This is a genomic window from Pseudomonas sp. G1002 (genome assembly GCF_013385455.1).
Classification (GTDB): domain Bacteria; phylum Pseudomonadota; class Gammaproteobacteria; order Pseudomonadales; family Pseudomonadaceae; genus Aquipseudomonas.
This window is the reverse complement of the sequence record NZ_JACAPY010000007.1, coordinates 87,711-114,284: the sequence shown is the minus strand read 5'-3', so window position 1 is coordinate 114,284 and position 26,574 is coordinate 87,711. Positions and strand designations below refer to the sequence as shown.

Sequence of the window (26,574 nt, the reverse complement as noted above, 5' to 3'; positions counted from 1 at the left end):
GGGATGAAGCGAGATCACCCATCCCGCCGAACGCTTTATTTTTTAACGGGGGTGATGTCGAGAATCGTGCCGTTGGTGGTCTTGAGCAATACGTACTTGTCGTTCACTCGAGCCCACTGGCTGTCTTCTTCCGGCTGCTTCAGGCCACGTTTCTTCCAGTCGGCAATGGCCGACTCCTTACGCATCAGAATGTCTGGCGCGCGGTCTCCCGTCTTGAGGTCGCGGGTATTGATATTCGAAGGCTGCACGGTTTTTTGCGGGGTATCCGCGGCCTGGACGGTGAGACTCGCGGCGGACAGGCTCGCGGCAACCAGCAGGCAGGCAACAAGGGATTTGGACTTCATGGGCACTTCCTTCAATGAATGACGCGTAAAGATTCCGACCGCAGCGGCGTGGAATCATTCAGCGCCGTGATGGAAGCGGCAGATGGATGGGCGGCCAGCGACCGGGCCGGCGATTAATCAGATAAGATTGGTTCTTTTTTCCAGCCGCTCAGGAATTCCAATGACTGGTACCCACGTCATCATCATTTTCGTGACCGTTGTCACCTTGCTCGCGCTCTACGTGTTCGGCACCTACAGGGAACTGGTGGCCCTGCTCGATCGCTGCAAAAAAGCCTTCGGCCAATTCAAGGAGGCCGAACAACAATTGGCGGCGGCGCAAAATGCCTCGTCACCCAGCGCAGAAATCGCCAGCCTGGAAAGCCGTGTCGCGTTCACCCGCCAGCTCTTCCACGACTCGGTCAACAACTACAACACCTACAAGCACAAGTCGCCGACCTCGGTGGTGGCCGAGCTGCTCGGGCATCGTGATGATGTCAGCCTGTCGGGGTTCGAGGCCAAGCGTACGGCCTGACCTGCCGGCGCTTACACAGGCGCACGCTGAAGTGTCGGCGTGCCCTGATGAAACACCATCTGCCACTGCCCGCCGCTTTCGCGCCACACCGAACTGCGCAACGACTCCCCCGCCGCATTTGCATCCGTCGCCGCGCGCTGGCAGCGATACGTCACCAACGCCACGCCTTCGGCCAGCACCTTCATTGCAAAGTCACTGATGCTTCGGGCTGAAAACACCTCATCCTGCAGCCCTTCGATCACCTCGGCCTTGCTGCCCCACACATTGCCACTGGCACCAAATTCGACGAAATCATCCGCCAGCAGCACCGACAACCGCGCCGCATCTGCACGGGTGGTGCATTGGTGCAGCTCCTGTTCCAGGCGGCGTAAATGCTCTGCCAACTCCATACCCATTGCCCTCGTGAAATTAATCCTGTAATTTTTCATGAAATTTCCTGATAAGAATTTCACGAAGCGCCCATGGACAAGCAAGAAGAACTCGACGCCCTGGCGATCCTGATCCACGACCTGCGCAAGCACAAGAAGCTCACCCTGGCGCAACTGGCGCAAAAGATCGAGCGTTCCGTGGGTTTCCTGTCCCAGGTTGAACGCGGCCTGTCGCGCCCGACCGTGGCCGACCTCACGGCCATCAGCCACGCCCTCGGTGTGCCCACCACCTATTTCTACAGCCTGTCCAAACCCAAGGCGGTGGACTGGGTCACCCGCCCCAACGAACGGCGCACGGTGTATTACGCCAATGGCATCACCGACATCCTGGTGTCGCCGAGCATGCACGGCGCGTTCTCGATCCTCGACAGCCTGCTGGCCCCCGGTGCCAACAGCGGCGAACAAACCATGAGCGACCGTGCCGAACAGGCCGGTTACGTGCTGGAGGGCGAGTTGACGCTGTGGGTCGAGGGCGAGCCGGACTCGGTCACCCTGGGCCCCGGCGACAGCTTCCACCTGGCCAGTTTTGCCCACTGCCGCTACGGCAACCTGACCGACCTGCCAGCCCGCGTGCTGTGGGTCTATAACTAGGAGCAACACCCGTGAAAAGCCATGCTTCCACGCTTTTGGCCGAAGTCCGGACCTTTCGCCAGAACCATCCCGATGTGCGCTACGTCGACCTGATTGCCCTGGACATTCCCGGGCATTTCTACGGCAAGCGCTACCCGGTGGAGATGCTGGAAAAGGTCGCCGCCGGCAGCCCGTTGAAACTGCCGCAGAACGCGGTGCTGCTGGGTGCCCAGGGCGGCCTGTTCAAGATCGGCGACTATTGCTTCCACGACGGCGACCCGGACGCCAACCGCCGCCTGGTGCCCGGCACCCTCAAGCCGGTGAGCTGGGAGGCGCAGCCGCTGGGGCAGATGTTGATTACCTCCGACGGCACCGAAGCGCCCATCGAATTCGAACCCCGGGAAGTACTGGCCAAGGTGCTGGAACGCCTGCAGCGCAAAGGCATTCACCCGGTGGTCGCGTTCGAGCTGGAGTTCTACCTGTTCGACAAAAAGCTCAGCGACGGCCTGCCGCAATTTGCCCGCGACCCGCTGAGTGATGACGCGGACGACCAGCCCAACTTGCACATCGAGCGCCTGTCACGCTTTGCGCCGGTGTTGGACGATATGGTCGAGACGGCCAAGGCCCAGGGCATCGACATCACGGTGATCACCGCCGAACTCGGCCCCGGCCAGTTCGAAATCAATTTCGGCCACCTGGAAGACGGCCTGCGCGCCGCCGACTGGGCCGCCCTGTTCTGCCGCAGCACCCGTGGCGTGGCCCTCAAGCACGGCTACCGCGCCAGCTTCATGGCCAAGCCTTACCTGCAACATCCCGGCAGCGGCATGCATGTGCACGTCAGCCTGTACGATGCGGCGGGCAATAACCGGCTGGCGGCCCACCAGCAGCAACCGTTGCGCCACGGGGTGGCGGGTTGCCTGGAACTGCTGCCGCACTGCATGCCGATCTTCTCGCCCAACCACAACGCCTTCCGCCGCCTTGGTGGCACGGTCAACGCGGCAACCCGCGCGTGCTGGGGCTTTGAAGACCGTGACGCGTGCGTGCGAATTCCTGAATCCGACCCGCGCAACCTGCGCATCGAACATCGCCTGGCGAGTGCCGATGCCAACCCGTATCTGGTATTGGCGGCGATTCTGGTGGGGCTTGAGCATGGTCTTGAAGCAGCGAAGGAGCCCATCGCCCCGCTGAACGAAGACCGCAACAGCGGCGCGGACTTCCCCCTGGAAATGCTGGAGGCGGTGCGCGCCATGCAGCATCAGCCGACGTTGCGCGAAGGCCTGGGCGCGGAGTTTGTCGACGTGTATTGCGAAAACAAGCGCCAGGACCACCTGGCATTCCAGCAGGAAATTCATGCGCGGGAATATCGCTGGTATCTCTAGGCACTGATGGTTAGCCTCGTGGGCATCTCTGGCTAACCGCGGACTTGCCCATGACCGACCAAAGCGCCCCGGCCCTGAAGGAAATCTTCAACGCCGAACGCCTGCAACACATCGCCAGCGAAATGACCGCGGTGTACCCGGCGTTCGACGCCAAGGGTTTTCTCAAACACGCCAAGGCCGGGCTCGTGGATCTGTCGGTGATGCAGCGCATGGCGCGGGTCAGCGAAAGCCTGCATGCCGTGATCCCGCTGGATTACCCCCAAACGCTGAAGTTGCTGTATGCCCTGGCGCCCCGGCTGAACAGCGCCTTTGTCAGCCTGTTCCTGCCCCACTACGTTGCCAGCTACGGCGGCGATGATTTCAAGCGCTCCATGGCTGCCCTCAAGTACTTCACCACCTTCGGCTCCGCCGAGTTTGCCGTGCGGCATTTTCTGCTGAAGGATTTCAAGCGCACCCTGGCGGTGATGCAACAGTGGTCGCTGGACGACAGCGAACACGTACGACGCCTCGCCAGCGAAGGTTCACGGCCACGGCTGCCATGGTCGTTTCGCCTGGCCGAGGTGCAGGCCGACCCGAACCTGTGCGCTTCGATCCTCGACAGTCTCAAGGCCGACAGCAGCCTCTACGTGCGCAAGTCGGTGGCCAACCACCTCAACGACATCACCAAGGACCATCCGGATTGGGTGCTGGGCCTGATCGAAGGCTGGTCCCTGGATAACCCCCACACCGCGTGGATCGCCCGCCACGCGCTGCGCAGCCTGATCAAGCAAGGCAACACCCGGGCGCTGACGATCATGGGCGCCGGGGCCAGGGCCGAAGTGAAGATCCATCAACTCAAGGTCGAGCCGGCGGCGATCAAGTTGGGGGAGCGGATCAACCTGTCCTTCAGCCTGGAGTCCACTGCCGATTCGTCGCAAAAGCTGGTGGTCGACTACGCCATCGACTATGTGAAAAGCGCCGGTCACAGCGCGTCCAAGGTGTTCAAGCTCAAGGCATTTACCCTGGGTGCCGGAGAACATCACGCCATCAGCCGTGGCCAACATATCCGTGAATTGACCACGCGCAAGCACTATCCCGGCAAGCATGCGGTTCACGTGCTGGTGAACGGTGAGCGGCTGGGAAGCGTCGAGTTTGAACTCGAAAAATAATCCTTAAAACATTAACGAAGGCTCTAGATCGGGCCTTACAGCGTAATTAATTGTCGGACAATGCTAGGCATTCGTGTTGCGATCCATTATCATCCGGCGCCTTCTCGGTACCCCTAGGGTACTTGTGTCAATGTTCCACCTGAGGCGCCCATGCTCCGTTTTTCGTTTTACCGTCCCCTGATCTGCATCAGCTGGGGGCTTGCCAGTCACAGCGCGCTTGCCGCCCTGCAACCAATGGCCGAAGCCCCGCTGGCCAGCGACACCGAGCTGCATTGCCACTTCAACCGCGACGCCAGCGTCGACTGCACTACCCGCTTTCACTACACCATCCTCAAGCCAAGCGGCCGCGAAATGCTCTCGCGGATCGACTTCAGCTACCAGGAAGAAGACGGCTTCGAACTGATCAAGGCCGAGTCCACCCAGCCCGGCGGCAAACCTGTGCCCCTGGACCCGACGCAAATCGACACCCGCACCGCCCCCAACCCGGACCAGGGTTTCTCCCGGGAAAAACAGACCTCGCTGGCGTTTCCCAACCTGCGGGTCGGCACGCAAATCCGCTACACGGTGCGCGAACATCACCCGGCCAAACCGCTGATGACCGAGTTCTACTACGCCTTGCAGTTCGGCCCCAACGCCGCACGGCGCGACCACTTCAAGGCACGCTTCACCGCCGAGCGGCCGATCGAGTGGCGCAGCGAATTGATGGAGGGTTTCAGCATTACGCCATCGGCCAATCGCAAGACCCTGGACGTGGTGCAAAAGGCCCCGACCTACCTCAGCTACATCAACGAATCCGCCAACGCCTACATACGCCACGCCCCGCGTATCGAAGTCGGCAGCTCCCTGGATCGCCAGCAGTACTTCGGCGGCTTTGCCGAACGCTACAACCAGATCCTCGGCGCAAAGCTGCCGCCCCAGGGCGCCGCCGCCGTGGCCGCCGTTCGCGGCTTGCCACCGGCACAACAGGTGGCCGGCCTGATGCAGCACATCAACGACCACTACCGTTACCTGGGCGACTGGCGCGCCTCGGATCGCGGCTATGTACCCTTCAGCCTGGCGGAGATCGAACAGCACGGCTACGGCGACTGCAAAGACCTTTCGACGCTGCTGGCAGCCATGCTCAAGGCCAGCGGAATCAAGGCCGAGCCCGCCTGGGTCAGCCGTGGCGATGTGGTTAACCCGCTGCTGATTCCCGGTACCGGCGCGCCGAACCACGCCATCGTCCGCGCCGAAGTCGATGGCCAGGTGTGGTGGCTGGACCCGACCAACCCGATCTTCGCCCCCGGCCAGACCCTGCCCGACATCCAGGACCGCTGGGTGCTGGTGACCAACGCCGAGGGCCAGGTACGTGAAGAACACATCCCGCTGCAACCCGCCGCCCCCACGTTGATCCTCGACAAACAGGAGCGCTTCGACGCCCAGGGCACCGCCCGGGTCTCGGCCACCGTTGATTTTCGCGGCATGCCGCTGATGCAACTGAGCGTCGCCGACCGCCAGCAAGGCGCCACCGCCAGCGACCAGAACATCTGCGACAACTTCGGCAAACAGATCACCGACTGCCAGGTCGAGCGCCCCGCCACCGCCTTCTTGATCCCGGCCAGCTACAAGGTCAGCGCCACGCTGACGGACATGCGGCCCCTGGAACCGCTGGGTAACGACCACATCTACAACGATGCCTTGCTGCAAGAGAAATGGGACGGTCTGCTCAACTACCGCCGCAATGGGCAACTGGCCGACTTGTACATAGGCAACCCCGAGACGCTGGATTACACCATCACACTGTCGGGTGGGCAGATCGACAAGGACATCAAGGCTTGCCAGGTACGCTCGCCGTGGTACGACCTGGACCTGACGGGTGAGCGCGTCAAGGGCGACTGGCGTTATCACTACGTCCTGACGCAGAAAATACGCTGGCTGACCCACGATGAAATTGTCAGCGCGCCGTTTGAAAAGATGATCAAGGAGATCCGTGCCTGTGGTGAGCAGGTGCATCAGGTGGTGAAGCTCTAACCCTCCCCCAGCAAAACCCCTTGCTCCCGCGCGCAGAGTTCCACCAGGTAATCCCACAACACCCGCAACCTTACCGACTTGTGCAACTCGCGCCGGGAGCTGATCCAGTAGCTGCGCTGGATGCTCTCCGCCGGCAGCAGCGGCACCAGGTCCGGGTCGCTCGCCGCCATGAAGCACGGCAATACGGCAATTCCCAACCCCGAGCGCGCCGCCTGGTGCTGGGCGATCACGCTGGTGCTGTGGAACACCACTTTGGGGTTGCGGCAGAAACTGCTGAGGAATTTCAGTTCCTGGCTGAACAGTAAATCGTCGACGTAATCGATCCAGGCGTGCACCGCCAGGTCCTCGCGTTTTTCAATCGGCGGTGTGCGGTCCAGGTAGCTGCGGCTGGCGTAGAGCGCCAGGCGGTAGTCGGTGAGTTTGCGAGTCACCAGTTGGTCGACGCTGGGGCGTTCGAGGTGGATGCTGATTTCCGCTTCGCGGTTGAGGATGCTGACAAACCGTGGCACTGCCAGCAGTTCCACTTCCAGGCCCGGGTAGCGTTCGAACAGGCCGCCCATGCGACTGGCGAGGAACATCACGCCCAAACCTTCGGCCACCCCCAGGCGGATCTTGCCCAGGGGCGCGGCGGAATGAGTCAGTTCTTCTTCGGCCAGCAGCGCCACGTTTTCCATGGCTTCGGCATGTTTGAGCAGGGCTTCGCCGGAGGGCGTGAGTTCGTAACCCTGGGCATGCTGCACGAACAGCGCAGTGCCCAGGCTTTTCTCGATGGCCTCGATGTGCCGGGCCACGGTGGCGTGGGTGGTTTTCAGGCGTTGCGCCGCCGTGAGCAAGCGTCCGCTACGCTGTAACTCAAGAAAGAACCGCAGATCATTCCAGTCGAACATGCCTTCCCCTTCTTCCCTTGAACAGCAGCGTTGTCTAAAAACGCACAGCAGCTGGGTAAAAACTAACATTTTTAAGACGAAAACTAACAACTAGGATGGGACCAATAAGAAAAACAAGCGAGGTCACAGATGCATTCTGCAGCTGCTGAATACGATTACGTGGTGGTAGGCGCCGGCCCGGCGGGCTGCCTGCTGGCCAATCGACTGTCTGCCAACCCTGCCCATCGCGTGTTGCTGCTTGAAGCAGGCGGTCGCGATAACTACCCCTGGATCCATATTCCCGTCGGCTACCTGTTCTGCATCGGCAACCCACGCACCGACTGGTGCTTCAAGACCGAAGCCCAGGAAGGCCTGCAAGGCCGTGCGCTGAGCTACCCGCGCGGCAAGGTGCTGGGCGGTTGCTCGTCCATCAACGGCATGATCTACATGCGCGGCCAGGCCCGGGATTACGACGGCTGGGCCGAGGACAATCCCGGCTGGGCCTGGAAGGATGTGCTGCCGCTGTTCAAGCAGAGCGAAAACCATTTTGCCGGTGCCTCGCAATTTCACAGTGACGGCGGTGAATGGCGGGTTGAGCAACAGCGCCTGCACTGGCCGATCCTCGATGCGTTTCGTGACGCGGCGCAGCAAAGCGGTATCGACAGCATCAGCGACTTCAACCAGGGCGACAACGAAGGCTGTGGCTATTTCCAGGTCAATCAGAAATCCGGCGTGCGCTGGAATGCGGCCAAGGCGTTTCTCAAACCGATCCGCCAGCGGCCCAACCTGACGGTGATGACCGAGGTTGAAGTCGACCGCGTACTCCTGGAGAACGGCCGTGCGGCGGCGGTGGTTGCTCGCCGGCAAGGCCAGCCAGTCACGTGGCGGGCGCGCAAGGAAATCATCCTGTGCGCCGGCTCCGTCGGTTCGCCGGGCATCCTGCAACGCTCCGGTATCGGCCCCTCCAGCGTGCTCAAGCCTTTGGGCATCGATGTGCTGCACGAGTTACCCGGCGTGGGCGGCAACCTGCAGGATCACCTGCAACTGCGCCTGATCTACAAGCTGGAAAACGCCCGCACCCTGAACCAGATCGCCGGCACCGTGTGGGGCAAGATGGGCATGGGCCTGCGCTACCTGTACGACCGCAGCGGCCCGTTGTCCATGGCCCCCAGCCAGCTTGGCGCGTTTGCCCGCTCCGGGCCGGAGCAGACGTCGGCCAACCTCGAATACCACGTGCAACCGCTGTCCCTGGAGCGCTTTGGCGAACCGCTGCACGGGTTCCCGGCCTTCACCGCTTCGGTGTGCGACTTGCGCCCGCAAAGCCGTGGCCGCATCGACATTCGCTCGACCAACCCGGCAGACGCACCGCTGATCCGCCCCAACTACCTCAGCCATCCGGAAGACCTGCGGGTGGCCGCCGACGCCATTCGCCTGACCCGACGCATCGTCTCGGCGCCGGCCCTGAAGCAATTCAACCCGGTGGAGTACCTGCCCGGCGCAGAACTGCAGACGGACGAACAGCTGCAGGAAGCCGCCGCCCGCATTGGCACCACGATTTTCCATCCAGTGGGCACCTGCCGCATGGGCAGCGACAAGGACGCGGTGGTCGACGCCCAACTGCGAGTGCACGGGGTTCCCGGCCTGCGCATCGCCGACGCGTCGGTCATGCCCCGCATCACTTCAGGCAACACCTGCTCACCGACGCTGATGATCGCGGAAAAAGCCGCGCAGCTTATCCTTTCGCCGAACACAAGGAGCCTCGCCCCGGAGAAAGAACTGACCTTACCGGCTTGACCTGCGGGAGCCCGGCTTGCCGGCGATGGAGTTTTCAAGTGTTGTGCACAGCTTGAGAGCGCCATCGCCGGCAAGCCGGGCTCCTACAGGGGAATAGCGGCGCCGATGTGGCGTCGACAGTGGAACAACAATAAATAATCACTGTGAGGGCTACCCAAATGTCAGAACACGCTCAACCCCTGGGCTCCGCCACCAAGGCGCGAGACAGCAACGACACACAGAAAGTCATCTTCGCCTCCTCCCTAGGGACGGTGTTCGAGTGGTATGACTTCTTCCTCTACGGCGCACTCGCGGCGGTAATCAGCAAGCAGTTCTTTGCCGGGGTCAACGACACCACGGCGTTTATATTTGCCCTGATGGCCTTCGCCGCCGGCTTTGTGGTGCGCCCGTTCGGCGCGCTGGTGTTCGGTCGGCTGGGTGACATGATCGGGCGCAAGTACACCTTCCTCGCCACCATCATCCTGATGGGCCTGGCGACTTTCTGCGTCGGCCTGCTGCCGACCTATTCGAGCATCGGCATTGCCGCACCGATCATCCTCGTCGCGCTGCGCATGCTCCAGGGCCTGGCGCTGGGCGGCGAGTACGGCGGCGCAGCCACCTATGTGGCCGAGCACGCCCCGGCGGGCAAACGCGGCTTCCATACCAGCTGGATTCAATCCACCGCGACCCTCGGCCTGCTGCTGTCGTTGCTGGTGGTGCTGGCCTGCCGTTACTTTACCGGTGACCAATTCGAAGTGTGGGGCTGGCGCCTGCCGTTCCTGCTGTCGATCGTGCTGCTGGGCATCTCCACCTGGATCCGCCTGAGCCTGCACGAGTCGCCGGCGTTCCTGAAAATGAAAGAGGAAGGCAAGGCCAGCAAGGCGCCGATCCGCGAGTCGTTCGGCAAATGGGAAAACCTCAAGATCGTGCTGATTGCGCTGTTTAGCATCAACGCCGGCCAGGCAGTGACGTTCTATGCCGCGCAGTTTTATGTGCTGTTCTTCCTCACACAGTTTTTGAAGATGGATCCGGCACTGGCCAATATGCTGCTGATCATCAGCGTGGTGATTGGTGCGCCGTTCTTCATCTTCTTCGGCTGGCTTTCGGACAAGCTGGGGCGCAAGCCGGTGTTGATGGTCGGCCTGCTGCTGGCCACCGCGCTGTACTTCCCGATCTTCAAGGGCCTGGCGCACTACACCAACCCGGCGATGGACCACGCCAGCCGCCAGTCGCCGATCACCGTATTGGCAGACCCGGCCACCTGCACCTTCCAGTTCGACCCGGTGGGCAAGGCGCGTTTTGACAGCCCCTGCGACAAGGTCAAGACCTTCCTGGTGAAACAGGGCCTGCCGTACGAAAGCGCGGCCGCCCCGGCGGGCAGCGCGGTGCAGGTGAGCGTGGGTGATGTGCGTATCGACGGTTACGACGAAGCCGCCCTGAAAGGCGCGGTGACCCTGGCGGGTTATCCGCAATCGGCTGATGTGGCCCAGGTCAACAAAACCATGGTGGTGGTGCTGATTGTCGCGCTGATCCTGATCGCCGCCATGTGCTACGGCCCGCTGGCAGCGCTGATGGTGGAGCTGTTCCCGACACGCATCCGCTACACCTCGCTGTCGCTGCCATACCACATCGGGAATGGCTGGTTTGGTGGGTTCCTGCCGACGGTGTCGTTTGCGCTGGTGGTGTACACCGGGGATATTTTCTATGGGCTGTGGTACCCGGTGGTCATTACCGGGGTGAGCCTGATCGTGGGGCTGATTTGCCTGAAAGAAACCAAGAACGTCGATATCGACAATAACTAAACGTCGATCCGGCCGACGCTGGAGTTTCAGTGTGGGAGCGGGCTTGCTCGCGAAAGCGGGGTGTCAGTCGCCGGATAGGTTGACTGATACACCGCATTCGCGAGCAAGCCCGCTCCCACATTGGGTTTAGCACCAGACACACAAATTGCTGTATATCCATCCAGATAAAAGTTGCCCAATTCTGATTTATTGCCCATCCTGCTCCCCATTCAATTGCGTAGCGAATGTGGTGACCATGCGGCTGTTCCTCTGTGAAAAACCGTCCCAGGCCAAGGATATCGCCGCCGTGCTCGGCGCGACCCGGCGTGGCGACGGTTGTTGGCTGGGTTCAGGCGTGACGGTGACCTGGTGCATCGGCCACCTGCTGGAAACCGCCCCGCCCGACAGCTACGACGCCAAGTACAAGCGCTGGGTGCTGGCCGACCTGCCGATCATCCCCGAAAAGTGGAAGATGCTGGTCAAGCCCAAGACTGCCAGCCAGTTCAAGGCGGTCAAGCGTCTGCTGGGGGAAGCCCAGGAATTGGTGATCGCCACCGATGCCGACCGTGAGGGCGAGATGATCGCCCGTGAGCTGGTGGAGCATTGCCGTTATCGCGGCCCCATCCGGCGGCTATGGCTCTCGGCGCTCGACGATGCGTCGATCCGCAAGGCCCTGGCCTCGTTGAAGCCCGGTGCTGAAACCTTCAGCCTCTACCATTCGGCCCTTGGCCGCTCCCGTGCCGACTGGCTGATCGGGATGAACATGAGCCGCCTGTTTACCCTGCTGGGCCAACAGTCCGGCTACCAGGGCGTGTTGCCGGTCGGCCGTGTGCAAACCCCGACCTTGCGCCTGGTAGTGGACCGGGACCGCAGCATTGCCGACTTTGTACCCGTCGCTTATTGGGCCATCGATGTGGATCTGCTCCACGACGACATCACCTTTACGGCGCAGTGGCGCGCAACAGAAGACGCCTGTGACGATCAGGGCCGCTGCCTCAATCCGCAGCTTGCCCGGGACGCCGCCAATGCCATGAGCAACGCCGCCAGTGCGCGGCTGGTCAAACTGCGTACCGAGCGCATGCGCGACGTCGCGCCCCTGCCCTTCGACCTCGGCACCCTGCAGGAAATCTGCTCGAAAAAGCTTGGCCTCGGCGCCCAGGAAACCCTGGATGTTGCCCAGTCGCTCTACGAAACCCACAAGGTCATCACTTACCCACGCAGCGATTGCGGCTACCTGCCCCTTAGCCAGCACGGCGACGCTCCGAAAATCCTCGCGGCGCTGGGGCGGGCCGATCCGGCGGTGAATGAATTGATGCCACACATCGATCCGAAGCGACGCTCCCGAGCCTGGAACGACGCCAAGGTCAGCGCTCACCACGGCATCATTCCCACCGGCGCCGGCAAGGATGTCGGGCAATTGACGGGCAAGCATCGCGCGGTCTACACCTTGATTCGCGCCCGCTATCTCGCGCAGTTCCTGCCCAACCACGAGTACGACCGTACCCAGGCAGATTTCGATTGTGCCGGTGAAGCCTTGCGGGCTGTCGGTAAAGTCATCGTCGAGCCTGGCTGGAAACGCGCATTGCCGGAAGCATTGGCGCCGGCCAAGGGCCGTGAAGCACCTGCGCCGCAGTCCTTGCCAACACTGGTTCAGGGGCAGGACTACGCCGTGGCCAAGGTCAACCTCAAGGACCTGTGGACCCAGCCGCCCAAACCCTTCACCGAAGGCGACCTGATCAAGGCGATGAAAAACGTCGCCAAGCTGGTGGAAGACCCGCTGCTCAAGCAAAAGCTCAAGGACACCACCGGGATCGGCACCGAAGCCACCCGCGCCGGGATCATCCAGGGCCTGCTGGACCGCGGCTACCTGGTGAAAAACGGCAAGGCGCTGTCGGCAACGCCTGCCGCGTTCAGCCTGATCGATGCAGTGCCACGGGCAATCGCCGACCCCGGCACCACGGCCATCTGGGAGCAGGCACTGGACATGGTGCAAAGCGGAGAGATGAGCTTGGAAGAATTCGTCGCCAAGCAGGCGGCGTGGATGAGCAAGCAAGTCACCCGCTGCACCGGCATGCGCCTGACCATCAGCGGTCCGGCCAGCCCGGCAGGACGGGGTGCCACACCGTGGAAAAACAAACGCAAACCGGCCAAGCGCAAGACGGCCACCAGCCCGAAGCGGGCGGCAAAACCGGCAAACAAAGGCTGAGAAGCACTAAGAAATCGCGACAATGACGTTTTTCGACGGGATGTATGCCGCTTTGGACCTTGCCCTGCTGCAGGCCATCCAGGATTCTGTAGGGCCTGCTAACCTCCCAACAATAACAACACCGGAGTGGCCTCCATGAAAACCGTTGCCCAAGTGCTGAAGTCCAAAGACCAGCATAACCATCAAGTCCACACCATCCCCCACGACCATACGGTATTTGAGGCCTTGATCGTGATGGCTTCGAAAAACGTCGGGGCCTTGCCAGTGCTCCAGGACGGCAAGGTGGTGGGCATCATCAGTGAACGAGACTATGCCCGTAAGGTCATCCTCCATGGATTGTCTTCGGTGACGACCAAAGCCCACGAGATCATGAATTCACCGGTGATCACCGTCGACACTCACCAGACTGTCGAGACGTGCATGACGATCATGACCGACCGACATCTGCGGCACCTGCCTGTGGTGGAGAATGGCGAACTGCTTGGCTTGCTGTCCATCGGCGACCTGGTCAAGGAAGCGATTGCCGAACAGGCAGACCTGATCAAACAGCTGGAGCAGTACATTCGCGGCGAATAATCATTGGGGAACCCATGCTCGATACCCTGCCACATCAAGTCGATAACCAGCTCGACAACCTGCACCGGGCCATGGCCGAACGGCGCTTCCTGGTGCTGACCGGTGCGGGTATCAGCACCTCTTCGGGGATTCCCGATTATCGCGACAGCGAAGGCGTGCGCCGGGGCAAGGCGCCGATGATGTACCAGGAGTTCCTGGCAACCCCGCAGGCGCGCCGCCGCTACTGGGCGCGGGCAATGCTCGGCTGGCCGAGGGTGCGTGTCGCGCAGCCGAACGCGGCGCATATCGCCCTGGCCACTCTGCAGCAACGCCAGCGCATTACCGGGCTGATCACCCAGAACGTCGACACCCTGCACGACCAGGCTGGCAGCCATGATGTGATCGAACTCCACGGCAGCCTTCACCGGGTGCTGTGCCTGGATTGCCAGCAGACCAGCGAGCGGGATCTGATCCAGCGCCAGATGGAAGCCGAGAACCCGTACCTGGCGGGTGTGGATGCCGTCCAAGCCCCCGACGGTGACACCTTGCTGGACCCGGCCTTTGAAGGACGTTTCCAGGTGCCCCGCTGCCCCCATTGCAGTGGGCAACGATTGAAGCCGGATGTGGTGTTTTTCGGCGAGAACGTCGCCCAGGGCACCGCCGCCAAGGCGATAGCGGCCGTGGGCGACGCTGAAGGATTGCTGGTGGTCGGTTCGTCGCTGATGGCTTATTCGGCGTTTCGGTTGTGCAAGGCGATGGTTGAGCAAGGCAAGCCAGTGATCGCCATCAATCTGGGCAAGACCCGGGGCGACGAATTGCTGCAACTCAAGATCGAAGCCTCCTGCGAACGTTTGTTGCCGTTGCTGGCAGAACGCCTGGGATAGCCCAATCCTGCTTTTCTGTGGCGAGGGAGCTTGCTTCCGCTGGGCTGCGCAGCAGCCCCAAAACCGACAACCGAATGATTCCTGAAGAACCGCAGTCAGCCTGGTGGGGGCGCTTCGCCCCTCAGCGGGAGCAAGCTCCCTCGCCACAAAAAGCCCCCGGATCCCGCGACCTGCCCGCACGAAAAGTGACGCCCAAGTCATGTTTTCCGCTCACACCCCCGCCCTGCAAGGATTTATGTAGTGCTCAAAAATAATCACTACATAATCGTTGACGTAACCGTTTTGTAATTGCATGATTCAAGCGTCTCCCGGATCGGGAGCGTTGGTAACACGCGTTTTGAACAAGCTCGTCTGACCGCCGAGCTGTTTTTTCCGGATGTGCACTGCCCACAAGGCAGATTGATGAAGCTGACCGGCCCGAAAGGATCGGTACAAGGAGCTCAAACGCTGCTTGTCTTCGTTATGAAACCATTGCGTAGCAGGTCATCAGCAAGACTACATGCATCGGTTCAAGACCCTGCCCGTATTCGGTAGACAGTCGCTGACGCCCGGTTTTCTGAGCCGGAGACAACTTAGTAGTTTTAACGGATCAACTAGAGATCGCCAACTGGTCAAGGGGCTTACACATGAATCTGAACAACCAACCAACTATCGATGAATTGGCTGAGATGTTCGCAGCGCAGAAAGACACGCTCGACGACCATATCCTCTGGATTGGTAAATCGGGCCAGGTCCATATTGACTGCCTGGCGCCCCACACCGTGGAAGAAGAGTTCGACAGGAATAACCGTGAACTGGCAGCGCGCCTGAAGATGTACCGCCGCGGCCAGGGTTATGTCGGCAAGAAAGCCGCCGCCGATCGCAACTTTATCGAGCAGGTCTTCCATACACTTAATACCGAGTGGCAGAACCTTAAAGGCCATTCGCAAGTTAAGGTGATCGACAGATACTGCTGATAACTACGCACTTATCACTTAAGCCTGCTCGCTTAAAACGAGCAGGCTTTTTTATGGCCGACGGTTATCGCAACAACGCCGGAAAACGCCCCTTCCCCGCTTCATCGCAAAAAATATCAAACATGGCCTGGGCCGCCGCTGAAAGTTCATGGCCGGGCTTGGTCAGTACACCAATCGGCCGTTCGATCACCGGATCGCTCAAGGTGATGCAATGGGCGCCTGCTTCCTGCATTTGGCGTGCACACAACGCCGGCACTGCACTCACGCCCAAGCCACTGGCAACCATCTTGCCCACCGTCGCCAGTTGATGGCTCTCCAGGGCTACGGGCAGCTTCAGGTCCAGCGCCTTCAGGTGTTCTTCAAGCATCACTCGTACCGTGGACGGGCGCTGCAAGGTGATGAAGGGTTGTTCCAGCAGGGTGTGCCAGGCGATATCGGAGCGGCATGCCAATGGCGAGTCACCGGGCACCACCGCCACAAAGCGGTCCACATACAGCGGGGTGAACACCAGCGATGAGCTTTCCGACGGTTCAAACGCCACGCCCAACTCCACTTGGCGATCGCGGACCATTTCCAGCACCTGCTCGTTGATCACGTCATTCACCGTTACGTTGACCTGGGGATAGCGCGCGCGAAAAATCTTCAGGATCGGTGGCAGCAGGTTTCCGGCAAACGACGGCATCGCCGCCACCGTTACCCGCCCGCGCTGCAGGGTGAAACGCTGGCGCAACTCATCCTCGGCATTGTCCCAGTCGGCGATCAAGCGCCGGGCCAGGGGCAGCAGGGATTCGCCTTCAGGGGTCAGCGCGACATTGCGCGTATTGCGGCTGAACAGGCGCCCGCCCAGGCCTTCTTCCAGGCCTTTGATGGTCAGGCTCAAGGCCGACTGGGAAAGATGCAAACGCTCACAGGCGGCCGCAAAGCTCAAGGTCTGGGCCACGGCAAGAAAGGCGCGCATCTGTTTAACTGTCATCAAGCTTCTCCCGATGGCTGAGGACTATGCTGTTTTTTAAATCAATCAACCTTAAAAAACAACTTAACAAATCAATCCGTCGGCGCAACACTCGGTTCATATGGCTGGCCCACAAACAATAAAAGAGGTGCATATGGCAGGTTTTGATAAACGCGTAGCGTCCTATGAAGAGGCGCTGGCAGGCCTGGAAGATGGCATGACGGTACTTGCCGGTGGTTTTGGCCTGTGCGGCATCCCGGAAAACCTCATTGCCGAAATCAAGCGCAAGGGCACCCGCAACCTGACCGTGGTCTCCAACAACTGCGGCGTCGACGGCTTCGGCCTGGGCCTGCTGCTGGAAGGCAAGCAGATCAGCAAGGTCTTCGCGTCCTACGTCGGTGAAAACGCCCTGTTCGAGAAGCAACTGCTCAGCGGCGAAATCGAAGTGGTCCTGACGCCCCAAGGCACCCTCGCCGAAAAACTGCGCGCAGGCGGTGCCGGCATCCCGGCCTTCTTCACCGCCACCGGCGTCGGCACGCCAGTCGCTGAAGGCAAGGAAACCCGCGAGTTCAACGGTCGCCCGTACCTGATGGAAGAATCCATCACCGGCGACTTCGCCATCGTCAAAGGCTGGAAAGCCGACCACTTCGGCAATGTGATCTATCGCCATACCGCCCAGAACTTCAACCCGCTGGCCGCCACCGCCGGCAGGATCACCGTGGTCGAAGTCGAAGAAATCGTCGAACCGGGCGAGCTGGACCCGGCGCATATCCACACCCCAGGGATCTACGTCGACCGGATCATTTGCGGCACCTTCGAGAAGCGCATCGAACAGCGCACCCTCCGCAAATAATCCACCAGCCCAAATAATAAGGAGACAAAAAATGGCTCTTACCCGCGAACAAATGGCTCAACGCGTCGCCCGCGAAATGCAGGACGGTTTCTACGTCAACCTCGGCATCGGCATTCCGACCCTGGTGGCCAACTACATCCCAGAAGGCATGGAGGTCATGCTGCAGTCGGAAAACGGCCTGCTGGGCATGGGTCCGTTTCCTACTGAAGAAACCATCGATGCCGACATGATCAACGCCGGCAAACAGACCGTCACCGCGCGCATTGGCGCGTCGATCTTCTCCTCGGCCGAGTCCTTCGCGATGATTCGCGGCGGCCATGTCGACCTGACCGTGCTCGGCGCGTTTGAGGTCGATGTACAGGGCAACATCGCCTCGTGGATGATCCCCGGCAAGCTGGTCAAGGGCATGGGCGGCGCGATGGACCTGGTGGCCGGTGCCGAGAACATCATCGTGATCATGACCCACGCGTCCAAGGACGGTGAATCCAAGTTGCTGAGCCAATGCAGCCTGCCGCTGACCGGCGCCAACTGCATCAAGCGCGTGCTGACGGACCTGGCCTACCTGGAAATCGAAAATGGCGCTTTTGTCCTCAAGGAACGCGCACCTGGCGTCAGTGTTGAAGAGATCGTCAGCAAGACAGCCGGTAAACTGATCGTCCCGGACCACGTTCCAGAAATGCACTTCCAGTGAGGACAGATTCCATGCAAGACGTCGTGATTGTTGCTGCCACCCGCACCGCCGTGGGCAGCTTCCAAGGTTCGCTGGCAAGCATCCCGGCCCCGGAGCTGGGGGCTGCGGTGATTCGTCGCCTGCTGGAGCAGACCGGCATCGACCCGGCACTCGTGGATGAAGTGATCCTTGGCCAGGTGCTCACCGCCGGCAGCGGCCAGAACCCGGCCCGCCAGGCCTCGATCCTCGCCGGCCTGCCCCACGCCGTGCCGGCGCTGACCCTGAACAAGGTCTGCGGCTCGGGGCTCAAGGCCCTGCACCTGGGCGCACAAGCGATCCGTTGCGGCGATGCCGAGGTAATCATCGCCGGCGGCATGGAGAACATGAGCCTGGCCCCGTACGTATTGCCGGCCGCCCGCACCGGCCTGCGCATGGGCCATGCGAAGATGATCGACAGCATGATCACCGACGGTCTGTGGGATGCGTTCAACGACTACCACATGGGCATCACCGCCGAGAACCTGGTGGACAAGTACGGCATCAGCCGTGAAGCCCAGGACGCCTTCGCCGCCGCCTCCCAGCAAAAAGCCACGGCGGCCATTGAAGCCGGGCGTTTCAGCGATGAGATCACGCCGATCCTGATTCCCCAGCGCAAGGGCGACCCGGTGGCCTTCGCCGTGGACGAACAGCCACGCGCCGGCACCACCGCCGAATCCCTGGCCAAGCTCAAGCCGGCCTTCAAGAAAGACGGCACCGTCACCGCCGGCAACGCATCCAGCCTCAACGACGGCGCGGCCGCCGTGCTGCTGATGAGCGCGGACAAAGCCAAGGCGCTCGGCTTGCCAGTGCTGGCCCGCATCGCCAGCTACGCCAACGCCGGCGTCGATCCCGCGATCATGGGCATTGGCCCGGTATCGGCCACCCGCCGCTGCCTGGACAAGGCCGGCTGGAGCCTGGGCGACCTGGACCTGATCGAAGCCAACGAAGCCTTTGCCGCGCAGTCACTGGCGGTGGGCAAAGAGCTGGAATGGGACGCGGCCAAGGTCAACGTCAACGGCGGCGCGATTGCCATCGGCCACCCGATTGGCGCGTCAGGCTGCCGTGTGCTGGTGACCCTGCTGCATGAAATGATCAAGCGTGACGCCAAGAAAGGCCTGGCCACCCTGTGCATCGGTGGCGGGCAAGGTGTAGCCCTGGCCCTTGAACGCAGCTGATTTCAAAGAGCAACATGGAAAAGGCCCGGTTCCACGAAAACCGGGCCTTTTCTTTATCGGTCAGTCCCGCGCCTGGGGCACCGCAAACACCGCATTTGCCCGCACCACCACCTTCTCCCCGACCTGCACGCTGACCGTGGCAAACGCCATCTGCCGCCCGCGCTTGTGATGCTCCAGACGCACCTCGACCCACTCCCCTACCTGCACCGCGCCGAGATAGTCCAGGGTCATGCTCGCCGTGATCAACGGCAGCGGCGGCTCGCTGGAAAACGCCATGGCGTAGCCCATGCCCACATCCGCCAGGGTGGCCAGCACGCCACCGTGCACGGTGCCGCGTCCGTTGGCGTGGCGGTTGTCGGCGCGCAGGCCGATTTCCAGCTGCAAGCCTTCACCTCGGCTATACACCGGGCCAAGCAGGTCCAGGAGTGGGCTGCTGCGACGCAGCGGAGTAAAGCCTTCGGGGATGGCATGGGCAGTCATGTCAGGTTCTTCCTTGGGGACAAGGCTGGAGGTGTATCCCACCGCAGCCATCCGGACCATCAACATCAGCCCGGTAAATCCCCGGTGATAAGCCTAACGCTTCATGCAACGCTGATAACGCTCATCCACGCGCTTGGCAAACCAGGCCGTGGTGAGGTTGCGGGTGATCTTCGGGCTTTTCAGCACGATGCCCGGCAGGATCGCCCGCGGCACCGGTTTGCCGGCGGCCTTGTCGGCCAGGGCGAACACCCGCTGGTACAGGGTAGTGTCTTCAAAATCCAGGCGCTCGCCCTGCTCCAGCTGGCTGCGGATGCTCGGGTTGCGCATGTCCAGCGCCTTGCCCAGTGAGCGCACTGCCAGCTCGGTGGTGCCTGGCAGGAACGAGCCGTAGTTGATCAAGTCGCCGTCCAGCGCCAGCGTGCTACCCGAGACCCGGCTGACCGCTGCCTGGAATGCGGCGTTGCGGCTGGCGTACCAACCGGCGTTGAAATCGGCGAAGCGGTACAGCATCTGGTCGTAATTCACCGGGTAGCCCAGCAGATGGAGGATGCCAAAGTACATGCCGCCTCGGCGGGTAAACACTTCCCGGCGGATGCTGCCATCCACGGTGTAGGGATAATCCCGGGCCTGCTTCTGTGCGAAGTCGATGCTGACCTGCATCGGGCCTGCGGTATGCACCGGGTTGAAGCCGCCAAACAGCGTATTGCCCAAGGGCACGACACTGATGAAGTCGTCAAAGATTCCACTCAAATCCCGCTCGGTGCGCGCAGCGTTCAAGCGCTCGGCGTAGGACTTGCCGGTGGGCGAGCGCAGTTGCAGTGCCGTGCGCACCAATACCGCCGGCACATGGACTTTAGCGGCGCGCCGCAGGATCTCGTCCTGGGCGATCTTGCCCATGTTCGGGACCGGCGGGTCGACCTGATAGGTGGACTCCTGCTCGGTCACGGCCAATACCGCGCAGATGTTCTCCGTACCGGGGTAGATTTTCTGCGTGTTGAAGGCGGTGTAGATGTCCTGGGCCCAGCCGCCACGATCCGGCACGCTGGCCGGCATCAGCCGCACGATCTGCGCCTTTACCTCGGCTTCGCTGCGCTCGGGCAATTGCTGGGTGCGCTGGCTGGAGCAGCCGGCCAGTACCAATAAGGTGGTAAGGCACAGGATGAGGCGAGATGAACGCATGGGGCTTCCTTGGGCGACAATGGGCCAGTCTTGGCAGATATCGACCGGTAAGTCTAACCGGGGTTCGCCGACCTGCCGCACTCGCCAAAAAAACCGCAACGTGAAAGGATCAGGCTCCCATCGTTCCTACAAGGAGTTTGAGTGCCATGCTTAGCCTGAACTTCCTGATCACCTGCCTGATCGTCGTGCTCATTCCCGGCACCGGCGTGATCTTCACCGTGTCCACCGGACTGACCGCCGGCAAGCGCGCCAGTGTGTTCGCCGCGCTGGGCTGCACCGCCGGGATCGTTCCGCACTTGTTGGCCTCCGTGCTTGGGCTGTCCGCCCTGCTGCATACCAGCGCCCTGGCGTTCGAAGCCCTCAAGTATGCCGGGGCCGCCTACTTGCTGTACCTCGCCTACGCTACCTGGCGGGACCGAACGGCCTTTGCCATGAACGATACACCGACGATTTCCAGCGCCCACAGCCTGATGGTGCGAGGCCTGTTGCTGAATATTCTGAACCCCAAGCTGACGATTTTCTTCCTGGCGTTCCTGCCGCAATTCGTCACCCCGGGCGCGGGCGCACCGGCCCTGCAAATGCTGTTGCTGAGCAGTGTATTCATGGCGATGACGTTTGCGGTGTTTGTGATTTATGGCCTGCTGGCCAATGTGTTCCGCCGCGCGGTGATCGAATCGCCACGTGTACAGAACTGGCTGCGCCGCAGTTTTGCAGCGGCGTTTGCGGGGTTGGGGCTGAACCTGGCGTTTGCCCAGCGCTAAGTTTCAAGCAGCCGCGAACAGCCTTCTGTGGCGAGGGAGCTTGCTCCCGCTGGACTGCGCAGCAGGCCCATTTTCAGGGCCGCTGCGCGCCCCAGCGGGAGCAAGCTCCCTCGCCACAGGTTACTTAGATCCCGGCAAGGGCCAGGTCCATCGCGAAGTAGGTGAAGATCAAGTCCGCACCGGCGCGCTTGATCGAGCCCAGGGTTTCCCGCACTACGCGGGCTTCGTCGATCGCGCCCGCCTGGGCGCCGAACTTGATCATCGCGTACTCGCCGCTGACCTGATACGCCGCCACCGGCAAACGCGAGGCTTCGCGGATGTCGCGGATGATGTCCAGGTACGCGCCGGCCGGCTTGACCATCAGCGCGTCCGCACCTTCCTGCTCATCCAGCAACGATTCGCGCACCGCTTCGCGGCGGTTCATCGGGTTCATCTGGTAGCTCTTGCGATCGCCCTTCAGCGCGCTGCCGCCGGCTTCGCGGAACGGGCCGTAGAGGGCCGAGGCGAACTTGGTGGAATAGGCCATGATCGGGATATGGCTGAAGCCTGCTTCATCCAGGGCCCGGCGAATGGCCTGGACCTGCCCGTCCATCGCGGCGGACGGGGCGATCACATCGGCACCGGCACGAGCGGCAGCCACAGCTTGCTTGCCAAGGTTGACCAGGGTGCGGTCGTTGTCGACTTCGGCGCCGTGCATCACGCCGCAATGGCCGTGGTCGGTGTACTCGCAGAAGCATGTGTCGGACATCACGATCATTTCCGGCACCGCATCCTTGATGATCGAGGACATGCGCGACACCAGGCCACGCTCTTGCCAGGTGTCACTGCCTGAGGCGTCCAGGTGGTGGGACACGCCGAAGGTCATCACCGACTTGATCCCGGCTTTCGCATAGCGTTCGATCTCGCCGGCCAGCTTCGACTCGGGAATGCGCTGCACCCCGGGCATGCTGGTGATCGGCACGAAGTCGTCGATTTCTTCTTCAACGAAGATCGGCAGCACCAGGTCATTGAGGGTGAATTCGCTTTCCTGGAACAGGCCACGCAACTCCGGGGAGCGGCGCAGGCGGCGTGGACGGGCTTCGGGGAACTGGCTGGACATTAATGCTCCTGAAAAAAGGCAGGCCAAAAATCTTTGGGGCGAAAGCTTATGCCTCGTGCACCGCAGAGCACAAACGCCAAGTGCGGAACAGTTTATTGCAGGCTTGGTAACAATTGCATTGATCTAGAGCTGTAGACGGCCTTCAATGCAAACGGCAACCGCGCCGCCGACCCAGATTTCCTCGCCGCTGTGTTCAATGCGGATTCGCCCGGCGCGGCCCATGGCGGTGCCCTGGCTGACCACATAGCGGCTGGGCGCCAAACCCTCGCCCAGCAACCACTGGGCGACACCGGCGTTCAGGCTGCCGGTGGCCGGATCTTCCGGAGCGCCGTCGCCGGCAATAAAGGCCCGCACCTCAAACTGCGCCTCATCGCCATCCCGCTCGGGGTTCCACGGGGCGATCACGCCCACGGCCAAGCCCTGCAACTGCGAATAGTCAGGCCGCAGTGCCAGTACCTGCTCGCGATCCGCCAGCATCACCGCCAGCCAGCCCGCGCCGTTATCCACCCACTGGCTGCGCAAAATCGCACCGGGCTCAAGGTCCAGGGCCCGACGCACGCGCTCGACCAATTCAGCTTCCAGCGGGCCGGAACGCAGCAACGGTGGCGCGATAAACGCCAGTTCATCGCCCTGGCGGCGGATGCGCACCAGGCCGATCTCACACTCCTGGATGATCTCCTCCCCAGCGGGTTGGCCACCGGCCAGCAACCAGGCATGGCAACTGCCCAGGGTCGGATGGCCGGCAAACGGCAACTCCTTGAGGGTCGTGAAGATCCTTACGCGGTAGTCCGCTCGTGGATCACGGGGCTTGAGCAGGAAGGTGGTTTCGCTGAGGTTGGTCCAGTTGGCGAAATCCGCCATCTGCTGGTCGCTCAGGCTGTCGGCGCCCAGCACCACGGCCAACGGGTTGCCCTTGACGGCCACACTGCTGAAAACGTCCAGTTGTTTGAAGTCGAAAGAAGCCATGCCGGTCCTTATGCTGGGATGTTCAAGCCACGGATCACCGCCGGCCGGGCGACAAACCCGTCCAGGGCCCGCAGTACGTTCGGGAAGTCGGTAATACCCACCAGGTCGCCAGACTCATAGAAGCCGATCAGGTTGCGAACCCACGGGAAGGTGGCGATATCGGCGATGCTGTACTCGTCACCCATGATCCAGGTGCGGCCCAACAGGCGCTTTTCCAGCACCTCCAGCAAGCGGCGCGACTCGGCGACGTAGCGATCGCGCGGGCGCTTGTCTTCATAGGCCGCGCCGGCGAATTTGTTGAAGAACCCCACCTGGCCGAACATCGGTCCGATACCGGCCATCTGGAACATCAGCCACTGGATCGTCTCGTAACGCATCGCCGGGTCTTCGGGAAGCAATTCACCGCTCTTCTCGGCGAGGTAGATCAGGATCGCGCCCGACTCGAACAGCCCCAGCGCCTGGCCGCTCGGGCCATTGGGGTCGATGATCGCCGGAATCTTGTTGTTGGGGTTCAGCGACAGGAACTCGCTGGAAAGCTGGTCCTGGGTCTCGAAACTGACCTTGTGCGCCTCGTAGGGCAGGCCGATTTCCTCGAGCATGATCGACACCTTGACCCCGTTGGGCGTGGGCAACGAATACAGCTGCAGACGCTCGGGATGCCGGGCCGGCCATTTGGCGGTGATGGGGAAGTCTGAAAGTGAGTTCATCATGGAACTCCTGATAAAAGTAGGAGAGTAGTGGTTCGGTGCCTATCGTGCATCCGTCTTAATTCAGCAACATCGGCGGGTTAATCTCCTGCACACGGCAAGGATGCCGCCCCATCTCCCCCGCGAAACGAACCAAACTGCCTTGGGGAACTCTTAAAGAGCGCCCGATGGCTGGGCTTGCTTGCCCTGAATCCCTGCACCGAGACTTAGAACCATCATGACCATCAAGCCTCTGTGCCTTGCGAAACGCTTCAAACGCTACTCCTACATCCTGCTGCCGGTATTGCTGGTGAGCGCCGCGGTCGGCCTTAGCCTGGAATCGCGGGTCAGCCGCGCCCAGCCGGTCGACGGCGTGCAAACCCTGGTGTTCCTGCGCCATGGGGAGAAACCTGCCGGGGGCCTCGGCCAACTCAACTGCCAGGGGCTTAACCGTGCGATGAACCTGGCCACCGTGCTGCCGGAAAAATTCGGCAACGCCAACTACGTGTTCGCACCCAACCCGACCCGCAATGTCGAGGAAGGCGAGAAAGACAACTCCTACAGCTACATCCGCCCGTTGATGACCATCAGCCCCAGCGCGATCAAGCTCGGGTTGCCGGTCAACATCAAGTTCTCGGCCAATGACACCAGCGCCCTCGCTGACGAACTGGTGGAAGACAAATACCACAACGCCGTCATCTACACTGCCTGGTCCCATGGGTATCTGCCGGACTTGATCAACAAGGTGGCAAGCGAGGCCGTCGGTGAAAAACATGTGATTACCGACGATTGGTCCGGCAGCGATTTCGATAGCTTGTATGTGTTGACCCTGACCTGGCACAACGGCAAGGCCTCGCTGCTCAGCCGCAACTACAAGCAAGGCCTGGACAATGGCCAGCAGACTTGCCCGGACGCAACGCAAGTCAGCGCCGATATCTGACCGCCCCTGAAGACCCGTGGCGAGGGAGCTTGCTCCCGCTGGGCTGCGAAGCGGCCCAAAATTCTGGGAGCGCTTCGCACTCCAGCGGGAGCAAGCTCCCTCGCCACAGCAAGCTCCCTCGCCACAGTGCTTCGGAGGCGGCCTTGTACAGCGTATGATGTTGCGCTATTGACTCACCTGCGGATCATCTACATGTCCAACCTCTCCTCCACCCAGCCTGCCCGGGGCTGGTCCTTCTGGTGGAAACCAGCGCTGTTCCTGCTGGTGGCCTGCGTCGGCCTCTACTACGTGAAATGGTCGCCCTACTACGCCAAGGCGTTTATCGCGGCAGACAACCACAGTATCGGCGCCTCGATTCTCAACGACCAGCAAAGCGCGCCACTGGCCGCGGCGCTGGCCTATGCCCAGGTGTATTTCCTGGCGATCTGGAAGGCTGCGGTGCTGGCGGTCATTCTCGGCTCATTGCTGCAGGTGCTGATCCCACGGGACTGGCTGCTGCGCCTGTTTGGCCGTGCCGGGCTGGGATCTACCCTGCGTGGCGGGCTGTTCGCCCTGCCGGGGATGATGTGCAGTTGCTGCGCCGCTCCGGTGGCGGCCGGTATGCGTCGGCAGAAAGTCTCGGTCGGCGCGGCGCTGGCGTTCTGGATTGCCAACCCGGTGCTGAACCCGGCGACACTGGTGTTCATGGGCTTTGTGCTGGGCTGGGGCTTTACCGCGCTGCGGTTGGTGGCCGGGATCGTGCTGGTGGTGGGTGTTTCGCTGGTGGCGCAACGCATCGCGCGGCCGGAGCAGGTACCGGAAGCCGCGCTCGACGCCGTGGCCCAGGCCAGCCATGCCGAAACCGAACCGTTCCTGACCCGCTGGCTGCGCACCCTGTGGCAGCTGTTCTGGAGCACGATTCCGGTGTACATCCTGGCGGTGCTGATCCTTGGCGCGGCGCGGGTCTGGCTGTTTCCCCACGTTGACGGCGCCATGGCCAACAGCCTGGTGTGGCTGGTGCCTCTGGCGATTGTCGGCACGTTGTTCGTGATCCCGACCGCCGCCGAAATCCCCATCGTGCAGACCATGATGACCCTCGGCATGGGCACCGGCCCGGCCGTGGCCTTGCTGATGACACTGCCGAGCGTGAGCCTGCCGTCGCTGCTGATGCTGCGCAAGGATTTCGATGCGCGGGTGCTGGTGACTGTGGCCGGCTTGACCATGCTGATGGGGGTGGTGTGTGGACTGATCGGGGCGTTTATCCTGTAGTGATCGAGTGAATTCGAGGGCCTCTTCGCGGGCAAGCCCGCTCCCACCTTTTGACCGCATTCCTACTGGATAAACGCGGTCGAATGTGGGAGCGGGCTTGCTCGCGAAGGGGCCG

26 protein-coding genes are annotated in these 26,574 nt (G+C 61.8%); 17 read left to right on the top strand and 9 right to left on the bottom strand.

Annotated features, from left to right (window positions below; genetic code table 11):
• Positions 1 to 35: 35 nt before the first annotated feature.
• Positions 36 to 344, bottom strand: a complete 309-nt coding sequence (locus HX801_RS04365; protein ID WP_003211589.1) for an RcnB family protein — start codon at positions 342 to 344, stop codon at positions 36 to 38.
• 160 nt (positions 345 to 504) lie between these two features.
• Here HX801_RS04365 and HX801_RS04360 point away from each other — a divergent pair, with 160 nt between their 5' ends.
• On the top strand, positions 505 to 855 hold the full coding sequence (locus HX801_RS04360) for a LemA family protein (RefSeq protein WP_177021662.1): 351 nt from the start codon (positions 505 to 507) through the stop codon (positions 853 to 855).
• An 11-nt stretch (positions 856 to 866) separates the two neighbouring features.
• Here HX801_RS04360 and HX801_RS04355 read toward each other — a convergent pair whose 3' ends face one another.
• On the bottom strand, positions 867 to 1,250 hold the full coding sequence (locus HX801_RS04355) for a DUF4440 domain-containing protein (RefSeq protein ID WP_177021661.1): 384 nt from the start codon (positions 1,248 to 1,250) through the stop codon (positions 867 to 869).
• 66 nt (positions 1,251 to 1,316) lie between these two features.
• Between HX801_RS04355 and HX801_RS04350 the strand changes: the two genes are divergently transcribed.
• From HX801_RS04350 to HX801_RS04335, 4 genes are all read left to right on the top strand, one after another.
• Positions 1,317 to 1,874, top strand: a complete 558-nt coding sequence (locus HX801_RS04350; RefSeq protein WP_003211595.1) for a helix-turn-helix domain-containing protein — start codon at positions 1,317 to 1,319, stop codon at positions 1,872 to 1,874.
• A gap of 11 nt (positions 1,875 to 1,885) precedes the next feature.
• Complete coding sequence (locus HX801_RS04345; RefSeq protein WP_177021660.1) at positions 1,886 to 3,232, top strand: glutamine synthetase family protein; 1,347 nt, start codon at positions 1,886 to 1,888, stop codon at positions 3,230 to 3,232.
• Positions 3,233 to 3,282: 50 nt separating this feature from the next.
• Positions 3,283 to 4,380: a DNA alkylation repair protein gene (locus tag HX801_RS04340; RefSeq protein ID WP_177021659.1), complete on the top strand. Its 1,098-nt coding sequence runs from the start codon at positions 3,283 to 3,285 to the stop codon at positions 4,378 to 4,380.
• A 150-nt stretch (positions 4,381 to 4,530) separates the two neighbouring features.
• A complete protein-coding gene (locus tag HX801_RS04335) occupies positions 4,531 to 6,390 on the top strand; it encodes a DUF3857 domain-containing transglutaminase family protein (protein ID WP_134326886.1) in 1,860 nt (619 codons plus the stop codon).
• Here the strand turns inward: HX801_RS04335 and HX801_RS04330 are convergent.
• A complete protein-coding gene (locus HX801_RS04330) occupies positions 6,387 to 7,277 on the bottom strand; it encodes a LysR family transcriptional regulator (protein WP_003211603.1) in 891 nt (296 codons plus the stop codon). The genes HX801_RS04335 and HX801_RS04330 overlap by 4 nt on opposite strands.
• A 129-nt stretch (positions 7,278 to 7,406) precedes the next feature.
• Between HX801_RS04330 and HX801_RS04325 the strand changes: the two genes are divergently transcribed.
• The 6 genes from HX801_RS04325 (at position 7,407) to HX801_RS04300 (ending at position 15,411) form a co-directional block, all read left to right on the top strand.
• Positions 7,407 to 9,050 (top strand): GMC family oxidoreductase, encoded by a 1,644-nt coding sequence (locus HX801_RS04325; RefSeq protein WP_177021658.1) that lies wholly within the window; start codon positions 7,407 to 7,409, stop codon positions 9,048 to 9,050.
• A gap of 158 nt (positions 9,051 to 9,208) precedes the next feature.
• On the top strand, positions 9,209 to 10,831 hold the full coding sequence (locus tag HX801_RS04320) for an MFS transporter (protein WP_003211608.1): 1,623 nt from the start codon (positions 9,209 to 9,211) through the stop codon (positions 10,829 to 10,831).
• 235 nt (positions 10,832 to 11,066) lie between these two features.
• Positions 11,067 to 13,016, top strand: coding sequence for a DNA topoisomerase III (locus HX801_RS04315; protein WP_177021657.1), 1,950 nt, complete (start codon positions 11,067 to 11,069; stop codon positions 13,014 to 13,016).
• 135 nt (positions 13,017 to 13,151) lie between these two features.
• Positions 13,152 to 13,592 (top strand): CBS domain-containing protein, encoded by a 441-nt coding sequence (locus HX801_RS04310; protein WP_003211614.1) that lies wholly within the window; start codon positions 13,152 to 13,154, stop codon positions 13,590 to 13,592.
• Positions 13,593 to 13,606: 14 nt separating this feature from the next.
• A complete protein-coding gene (locus HX801_RS04305) occupies positions 13,607 to 14,455 on the top strand; it encodes an NAD-dependent protein deacetylase (protein WP_177021656.1) in 849 nt (282 codons plus the stop codon).
• A gap of 626 nt (positions 14,456 to 15,081) precedes the next feature.
• Positions 15,082 to 15,411, top strand: a complete 330-nt coding sequence (locus HX801_RS04300; RefSeq protein WP_003211618.1) for a hypothetical protein — start codon at positions 15,082 to 15,084, stop codon at positions 15,409 to 15,411.
• Between the two features lie 64 nt (positions 15,412 to 15,475).
• On the opposite strand, the gene HX801_RS04295 is transcribed toward HX801_RS04300, so the two are convergent.
• Positions 15,476 to 16,384, bottom strand: coding sequence for a LysR family transcriptional regulator (locus HX801_RS04295; protein WP_177021655.1), 909 nt, complete (start codon positions 16,382 to 16,384; stop codon positions 15,476 to 15,478).
• 133 nt (positions 16,385 to 16,517) lie between these two features.
• Here HX801_RS04295 and HX801_RS04290 point away from each other — a divergent pair, with 133 nt between their 5' ends.
• Genes HX801_RS04290 through HX801_RS04280 form a run of 3 tightly spaced genes read left to right on the top strand, consistent with a single transcriptional unit; the run spans position 16,518 to position 19,100 of the window.
• Positions 16,518 to 17,216 (top strand): CoA transferase subunit A, encoded by a 699-nt coding sequence (locus HX801_RS04290; protein ID WP_008435892.1) that lies wholly within the window; start codon positions 16,518 to 16,520, stop codon positions 17,214 to 17,216.
• A gap of 31 nt (positions 17,217 to 17,247) precedes the next feature.
• Positions 17,248 to 17,907, top strand: coding sequence for a CoA transferase subunit B (locus tag HX801_RS04285; RefSeq protein ID WP_003211625.1), 660 nt, complete (start codon positions 17,248 to 17,250; stop codon positions 17,905 to 17,907).
• An 11-nt stretch (positions 17,908 to 17,918) separates the two neighbouring features.
• Positions 17,919 to 19,100 carry an acetyl-CoA C-acetyltransferase gene (locus tag HX801_RS04280; RefSeq protein WP_003211627.1) on the top strand — a complete coding sequence of 394 codons (1,182 nt, stop codon included), beginning with the start codon at positions 17,919 to 17,921 and terminating at the stop codon, positions 19,098 to 19,100.
• 60 nt (positions 19,101 to 19,160) lie between these two features.
• On the opposite strand, the gene HX801_RS04275 is transcribed toward HX801_RS04280, so the two are convergent.
• Together HX801_RS04275 and HX801_RS04270 are read right to left on the bottom strand one after the other, a co-directional pair.
• A complete protein-coding gene (locus HX801_RS04275; RefSeq protein ID WP_003211628.1) occupies positions 19,161 to 19,580 on the bottom strand; it encodes a PaaI family thioesterase in 420 nt (139 codons plus the stop codon).
• Between the two features lie 93 nt (positions 19,581 to 19,673).
• Entirely contained in the window at positions 19,674 to 20,759 is a 1,086-nt protein-coding gene (locus HX801_RS04270) for a DUF1615 domain-containing protein (protein ID WP_177021654.1), read from the bottom strand.
• A 146-nt stretch (positions 20,760 to 20,905) separates the two neighbouring features.
• On the opposite strand from HX801_RS04270, the gene HX801_RS04265 reads away from it, so the two are divergent.
• Positions 20,906 to 21,520: a LysE family translocator gene (locus tag HX801_RS04265; RefSeq protein WP_003211632.1), complete on the top strand. Its 615-nt coding sequence runs from the start codon at positions 20,906 to 20,908 to the stop codon at positions 21,518 to 21,520.
• 124 nt (positions 21,521 to 21,644) lie between these two features.
• Here the strand turns inward: HX801_RS04265 and hemB are convergent, their stop codons facing one another.
• The 3 genes from hemB to HX801_RS04250 form a co-directional block, all read right to left on the bottom strand.
• A complete protein-coding gene (gene hemB / locus HX801_RS04260; protein ID WP_003211635.1) occupies positions 21,645 to 22,619 on the bottom strand; it encodes a porphobilinogen synthase in 975 nt (324 codons plus the stop codon).
• 123 nt (positions 22,620 to 22,742) lie between these two features.
• Positions 22,743 to 23,585: a PhzF family phenazine biosynthesis protein gene (locus HX801_RS04255; RefSeq protein WP_177021653.1), complete on the bottom strand. Its 843-nt coding sequence runs from the start codon at positions 23,583 to 23,585 to the stop codon at positions 22,743 to 22,745.
• A gap of 8 nt (positions 23,586 to 23,593) precedes the next feature.
• Positions 23,594 to 24,292 (bottom strand): glutathione S-transferase N-terminal domain-containing protein, encoded by a 699-nt coding sequence (locus HX801_RS04250; RefSeq protein WP_008435902.1) that lies wholly within the window; start codon positions 24,290 to 24,292, stop codon positions 23,594 to 23,596.
• 217 nt (positions 24,293 to 24,509) lie between these two features.
• Between HX801_RS04250 and HX801_RS04245 the strand changes: the two genes are divergently transcribed.
• Both HX801_RS04245 and HX801_RS04240 read left to right on the top strand, forming a co-directional pair.
• On the top strand, positions 24,510 to 25,211 hold the full coding sequence (locus tag HX801_RS04245) for a histidine phosphatase family protein (RefSeq protein ID WP_102604857.1): 702 nt from the start codon (positions 24,510 to 24,512) through the stop codon (positions 25,209 to 25,211).
• A gap of 192 nt (positions 25,212 to 25,403) precedes the next feature.
• On the top strand, positions 25,404 to 26,459 hold the full coding sequence (locus tag HX801_RS04240) for a permease (protein WP_003211251.1): 1,056 nt from the start codon (positions 25,404 to 25,406) through the stop codon (positions 26,457 to 26,459).
• Positions 26,460 to 26,574 lie beyond the last annotated feature (115 nt).